Annotated in this window: 9 protein-coding genes; 2 read left to right on the top strand and 7 right to left on the bottom strand. The window is 67.0% G+C overall.

What is annotated here, in order from left to right; all coding sequences use genetic code 11:
• Positions 1-498 precede the first annotated feature (498 nt).
• Positions 499-1,200 (bottom strand): sterol desaturase family protein, encoded by a 702-nt coding sequence (locus HR086_RS43840; protein WP_174468614.1) that lies wholly within the window; start codon positions 1,198-1,200, stop codon positions 499-501.
• A 17-nt stretch (positions 1,201-1,217) separates the two neighbouring features.
• Entirely contained in the window at positions 1,218-1,727 is a 510-nt protein-coding gene (gene def, locus HR086_RS43845) for a peptide deformylase (protein WP_141647652.1), read from the bottom strand.
• 142 nt (positions 1,728-1,869) lie between these two features.
• Here def and HR086_RS43850 point away from each other — a divergent pair, with 142 nt between their 5' ends.
• The gene (locus HR086_RS43850) at positions 1,870-2,352 is read left to right on the top strand and encodes a nuclear transport factor 2 family protein (protein ID WP_141647653.1); all 483 of its coding nucleotides are present in this window, start codon (positions 1,870-1,872) and stop codon (positions 2,350-2,352) included.
• 4 nt (positions 2,353-2,356) lie between these two features.
• Here HR086_RS43850 and HR086_RS43855 read toward each other — a convergent pair whose 3' ends face one another.
• Together HR086_RS43855 and HR086_RS43860 are read right to left on the bottom strand one after the other, a co-directional pair.
• Positions 2,357-2,812, bottom strand: coding sequence for a hypothetical protein (locus HR086_RS43855; RefSeq protein ID WP_174468615.1), 456 nt, complete (start codon positions 2,810-2,812; stop codon positions 2,357-2,359).
• The gene (locus tag HR086_RS43860; RefSeq protein ID WP_141647655.1) at positions 2,809-3,267 is read right to left on the bottom strand and encodes a MarR family winged helix-turn-helix transcriptional regulator; all 459 of its coding nucleotides are present in this window, start codon (positions 3,265-3,267) and stop codon (positions 2,809-2,811) included. The genes HR086_RS43855 and HR086_RS43860 overlap by 4 nt, the downstream gene beginning before the upstream one ends.
• Before the next feature lie 107 nt (positions 3,268-3,374).
• Here HR086_RS43860 and HR086_RS43865 point away from each other — a divergent pair, with 107 nt between their 5' ends.
• On the top strand, positions 3,375-4,025 hold the full coding sequence (locus HR086_RS43865; protein WP_254614892.1) for a hypothetical protein: 651 nt from the start codon (positions 3,375-3,377) through the stop codon (positions 4,023-4,025).
• Between the two features lie 70 nt (positions 4,026-4,095).
• Here the strand turns inward: HR086_RS43865 and HR086_RS43870 are convergent, their stop codons facing one another.
• The 3 genes from HR086_RS43870 to HR086_RS43880 form a co-directional block, all read right to left on the bottom strand.
• Positions 4,096-4,680, bottom strand: a complete 585-nt coding sequence (locus HR086_RS43870; protein WP_254614891.1) for a hypothetical protein — start codon at positions 4,678-4,680, stop codon at positions 4,096-4,098.
• A gap of 131 nt (positions 4,681-4,811) precedes the next feature.
• Complete coding sequence (locus HR086_RS43875; protein WP_174464307.1) at positions 4,812-5,429, bottom strand: DUF2378 family protein; 618 nt, start codon at positions 5,427-5,429, stop codon at positions 4,812-4,814.
• 39 nt (positions 5,430-5,468) lie between these two features.
• Positions 5,469-5,964 (bottom strand): 3-oxoacyl-[acyl-carrier-protein] synthase III C-terminal domain-containing protein (locus tag HR086_RS43880; RefSeq protein ID WP_305794123.1); only part of this gene is annotated, 496 nt, incomplete at its 5' end.

The raw sequence follows: 5,964 nt of genomic DNA on the forward strand, positions 1-5,964 counted from the left end.
ACTTTTTGCTACTTTGCTGCCGCCTTCTGCTTCTTTCCGGCGTCAGCGGGGCGCCTCTTCTATTTCATCTTCGCGCTCCCTGTCAACCACCCAGTTTCGCTTTTCTTCTCTGCTGCTTCCCGAAGTCTCCAGCGCCGCCCAGTGGCTTCCGCTGCTTCTTTCGGGAGGGCGGCTTCTATCACCACCGCGCCCCGGATCAACCTATTTGGTTGGCTCCGTCTTTCTTCCTGCGTCCGCCCCGGTGGGTTACCGCGATCACCGTTTCGGCCAGGGGGCGCGGCTTTTATCACCGCCGCGTCCCAGGTCAACAACCTTCGTCGACCATTTACTTCCCCCGTCCGTTCGCCGTCAGGTGCCGGGGCACCAAGGCGTCGAGCAGGGGTCCAGTTAGTACCTCGTCACCTGTCGTCCGTCAAATACCGGATGATCGGTCCGCAGGATTTATCCACCGAACCGCATTTCGTGAACCCCCGACGCCCCAGGAAGGCTTCCTCGGCCTCAGGGGTCGGCCCTCCGCCCGCCCTCCGACGTTGGGGGCGAGGCCAGCGTCCCGAACAACCAGTCCGAGAGCGGAACGGTGATGTTGAAGTTCCAGCGCCCCATCTTCGAGGGGTCGTGGTGCGCCTGGTGGTGCCTGCGAAGCCAGCCCAGCGGCCGGAGTCGGGCCAGTCGGTGCTCGGGCGGCAGGTGGTGGCAGAAGTGGAGCCACTCGTAAGAGAGGTAGTAGCCCACCGTCGACGCCACGAAGAGCCAGCCCACGTTCCGCGTCGACACCAGGAAGGTGAGCACTCCCAGCGGCGCGGCGACAGCTCCCAGGAAGAAGAGGAGCAACACCGGCGGGAAGAGCACCATCTTCACGTCCCGGGAGGACTCGTAGGCCAGGGCGTCATGGGTGAAGAAGCGGTGGTGTTGCTCGGTATGCCGCTGGAAGAGCAGCCCCAGCCCCCGCCTCTTGTGGTGCATGGGCCCCCGGTGCCCCAGGAACTCCACCACGTTCCCCAGCAAGAAGACCCCGGGAACCGTCAGCCACTCCCAGGGACGCACCGCCTCTACTCGAGAGAGCGCCAGGAGGATGACGCCCAGCGAGCCCAGACTCGTGAAGGCGAAGTGCGCCCGGCCAGAGTAGCGGGGACCGACATGCTCACCGCGGTACTGCTCGCGGAAGGCCGTCACCCGCTCGGGAATGGTGCCAGGCGCCACGTTCCCTCCCGAGCCGCTCAGCTGTCCTTCTGCCGAGCCTTCGTCTTCTGAAGCTTCTTCATCTTGTCCAGGATGAGCGTGCGCTTCAGCCCGGAAAGGTGGTCCACGAAGACGTGGCCATCCAGGTGGTCGATTTCGTGCTGGAGGACGTGCGCCAGGCGCCCTTCCGCCTCCACCTCGTGCCACTCCCCTGTCCTGTCCTGGTAGCGGACCTTGACCCGGTGGAACCGCGGGCACTTCTCCCACTCACGCGGGACGGAGAGGCAGCCCTCCTCCAACGTGACGTTCTCCTTCCGCTCCAGGATTTGTGGGTTGACGATTTCGAAGGACGTCCCGTCCTCACGCCCCACCAGGGCCACGCGCAGCGACACGCCCACCTGATTGGCGGCGATGCCGATGCCTTCGGCTTCCTTCATGGATTCGGCCATCTCCTCCAGGAGCGTCTGGAGCGAGGGACCGAAGTCCGTCACGGGCTTCGTGGGCGAGGTGAGGACCTTGTGCGGCCAGATGACGATGTCGCGAGCCATGGGGCGCAATTTGCCATGTGCCCCCCACCCGGTGCCACGCCGGAAGGCTCCAGATGAGGTCTTCGCCACCTCGGCCGTCCCCTCCCGAAAACTCCCGGGACGCCCCAGCATGGGCGAGCACAGGTCTGGTAGACCTCCCCGCATGAATCCGCACTCCCAGCTCATCGTCGACTTCTACTCGGCGTTCCAGCGCCGTGACTCGAAGGCCATGAACGCCTGCTACCACCCGGACGTGGAGTTCTCCGACTCCGTCTTCATTGGCCTGCGCCACGGGAGCACCACCGCCATGTGGACCATGCTCTGCGAGCGCGGCAAGGACCTGCAGGTCACCTACCGCGACGTCCAGGCCGATGACCGCACCGGTCGCGCCCACTGGGATGCCCTCTACACCTTCGCCACCACCGGCCGGAAAGTCCTCAACCGCATCGACGCGGAGTTCGAGTTCCGCGACGGGAAGATTGTCCGCCACCAAGACCGCTTCGACTTCTGGACCTGGTCTCGTCAGGCACTCGGGCCCACGGGGCTCGTCCTCGGATGGACGCCCTTCCTCCGGAACAAGGTCCGCACCCAGGCCCGACGCACCCTGGACAAGTACATGCGCGACCACAACCTCACGGGCCCCTGACCCTCTACCGGAGCGCGCTCCCTCCGATTCCTCGAAGGGCGGCCCCTGCTCGCAGCGGCTTCAGGTCCGGTGCCACCCAGGAAGCTCGTGCCTCGGCCGAGTCCAGCGTCTCCTTCTGGTAGTGGCTCGCCAACAGCTTCGCGTCGGCCAGCTCCGGGGTCGTCTCCAACAAGGCCTCCAGGGACGCGCTCCCGGGTGACGCCTCCATCGCCCCCTGGACGAGCTCCGCCCAGCCCCGGGTCAGCGTCTCGTGATACTTGCCCGCCGCCCCGAGCGTTGTGGCGTAGCGGCGGATGAGGTCGCGCAGCCGCGCCAGTCCCGCCTCGAAGCCTTCCGCGCGCAGGCACAGCCAGGCCAGCCTCAGGTGCTCCCGGTGACGGAACCGCTCTCCCGGATAGGTGGCCGCCTCCACCGCCGCGAGAAAGTCCGCGTCCCCCAGGTCACCTCCTTCCACGCTCACGGTTTCACCTTCGGCTTCGACTTGCGCTCCGGGCGGGCCACATGGTCCACCTCGGCGAGCGCCTCGAGCCCCGTCGTCAGGCCCTCCACATCCTCGTCGCCCAGCCGCTCCAGCACCGCGGCCTCCAGGACTTCCAGCCGGCGGTGGACCCGCGTGGCCAACGCCCGGCCCGCTCCCGTCAGCAATACCTGGAACGAGCGACGGTCCTCGGGCCTCGCCTCCCGCTTCACCAGACGCTTCGCTTCCAACCGGTCCATGTAGCTGGTCAGTGTGGAGCGCTTGTGCGCGAAGGCCGCGTGCAGCTCGCTCAGCGAGGTGTCCCCCGCTTCCAACAAGTACGCCAAGAGGTGGGCCTCCCCCTGCGAGAGCCCCAAGGGAGGCTCGACCGCCTCCAGGAACAGGCCGATGCGGTGGGTGGCCCGGTGCACTTCCAGGACGAATCGGAGCCTCTTCATGGCGCTTCTCTAACAACCGCTCCGTTTTCGGAATTTCCGAAAACGAAATGAATCGTCCGACAGCCAACCCGTGCCCAGCCCCCCACCCGATGCTCTATCCTCCAGGAATGCTCCCCGAGAACGCGCCCGTGGACCTCCTGGACCTCTGGCTCCTGGAGGCAGCCCTGGAGCTGCCGACGCCCCTTCAGCTGCTCGTGTCGCCGGACCCCGCGGGCTCACTCAACATGCGCGATGACCCTCGCTTCTCCCACGAGGAGCTGTGCGAGCGCCTGGCCGGACTCGCCGAGCGGGACCTCATCCGCATCCACGAACACCCGGACGGCATGGAGGAGCTCTTCACCCCCGAGGCGATTTCCCAGGCCATCCTCCGGCCCCGTCCCCGCTCCATCCAGGTCTATGAACTCACGCCCTCGGGAGGTGCGCTCTGGGAGACCCAGGCCCGGCCCGACTGGAGCCGCTACGTCAACGCCGGCGAGGAGCCCAGCGCCAACGACGCCCCGGAGTCGTGGGTCATCGAAGCCGTGAGTCTCGACATCGCCGAGGCGGAGTTTCGCTTCCACGAGGAGCTCGGCGATGGAAACCGCCCCGTTCCCGAGTCGAAGCGCGGCGAGGCGCTCACTCCCTGGAACGTGACGTACTGGAAGACGCTGCCGCGCGGCTATCGCCTCCACTACACCAGCGTCCCCCAGCCACCCGACCCGGTCCGCACCGCCGCCTCGCGCCGCCGAGAGCCCTGGTACACCCCCGTCCGACTGTGACGAAGGGTGGACCCTTGCCTCTCATGGGGCTCAACCCGGCACTCTCGACGCACGCGAGGGCGCGGGCGGCTCAGGGCGCGGGGGCCTTAGCGCCAGCTTCCTTCGACGGCTCGGCCCGGTACACGTAGAGCGTGTAGTTCGAGCCCGTCGCATAGCCAGGCAGCTTCCCGGGGTTGAACACACTGGTGCTCGACACCGTGCCGCCCGCGTAGCCGCTCGGCATCTCCACCAGCTTCAGCGCACACCCCGCCAGCACGAGCCCCGCCACCGGCACGTCGTTGCTCACCAGCGTGCACGTCCCAGAGGCCGTGAAGCTCCCTTCCGGCAGATTGAAACGCATGTGCGCCGGTATCTGCTGCCCCGCCGGAAAGCGCGTGTCGGTGATTCGCAGGCACGCCGTCGCCGACCCCACGCTCTTCTCGCCCCGGCTCACCCACTTGCCGTCGCGCTCGCGGCTCTTCGGCACGTAGATGCTCGCGCCCAGCTTCACCGTCGTCTCGAACGGCGCCGCCGCGCACACCGCCGCGTCCGGGGGCTTCGTCGGGTCCTCCTGGGTGCGGAACTGGTAGACCTCCTCCGCCGCTCGCGCCTCGGGGACTCCCGCCAGCATCACCCACGCACCCAGCACCACCGCACCACCGTGCCACCGCGACATAGGTTCCTCCTCTTGAGAGTCCTGGAGCCCGCACGCATCCGGGGCCCTGCCCGCCGACAGCTTCTGCCCGTTGGCCCATGAGCCCCTGGCGCGCACGGCCCCTCCGTACCGCGCGCGCCTGGAGGCCGCTGCTACTGCCAGGACAGCGTGTACTCGGCGTCGAGCGGCCCCGTCTTCTTGCCGCTCACGTGCACCTGCGTTCCGCCCATCGCCTCGATGACCGCCTGGAGCACACCCTCGTGATAGGCCGGCGTCATGAAGTCGCGCTTCATCGTGAAGACGCCACTCGTATCGCTCGTCCACGTCACGCCGCGCTCACCGTAGCTCACCGCCGCTCGATAGCCCGAGTGCAGGTTGCCCAGCATCCGCTTCGGGCTGTTCCCGGCCAATAACAGCAGCGTCTTGCCCGCCGCCGAGGACAGGAAGTCCGACGTCGCCTGCACGCCCATCCTCCGCAACGCCGGGTCGAACCCACCCAACTGCGGCCCCATCACCTGCGCCGCCGTGAAAGACAGCCGCAGGAACGCCGCCACCGGGTAGTTGAAGAAATCGACGTACTTCTTTTCTCCCGCGACGGCGAGGCACTGCTGTACCGCGCTGTCGCCACCAAGCACCTTCACCGCGCCAATCACGCCATTGAAAAACAATCCGCGCGCGGTGTCGTCGCGCGTCGCCAACGAGACGCGCTCCTCCAACTCGCGCGCGAGGTGGGGCTCGAGCACGTCCGGCTTCTGCTTCATGTCTGTCATCAAACGGTGTCTCCACGGGGGGAAGGAGGCACTCGAAGTTTACAGCCGAATCAACTGCGCGCCGTAGTGGATATTCGCTCCAACGGCCGCCACCAACACAATGTCCCCCGCACCCAGTCGAACGCGACCCGCCTCCAGGTCCTCCGCCAGCAGGATGAGCATCCCCGCCGCCGACGTATTTCCATACAAGTCAACATTGCAAGCGACAGTCTCGGGCGAAAGCCCCGCGCGCGTCACGAAGGCATCCATCACCCGCTTGTTGGGTTGGTGAAAGTAGTACCGCTTCACCTCACCCTGCAGCTCGGGTCTGGGATTCAACACCGTGTCCAGGCACTTCTGCATGTACTCCGGATAGCTGCGCGCCACGCGAAACCCATCCACCACGAAGGCCATGTCCGCCGGACGCGACCGCCCTGGCTGGTAGGGAAGCTTCAACACCCCGCCCCCCTTGCGGATGACCAGGTCCCCATGCGCGTTGCCCGAGAAGGAGGCGAGGATGCCCGCCCCCGCCGGCGCGTCCTGCTTCGTCTGGAGC

The organism is Myxococcus sp. CA039A (assembly GCF_013336645.1).
Taxonomy (GTDB): Bacteria; Myxococcota; Myxococcia; order Myxococcales; family Myxococcaceae; genus Myxococcus; species Myxococcus llanfairpwllgwyngyllgogerychwyrndrobwllllantysiliogogogochensis.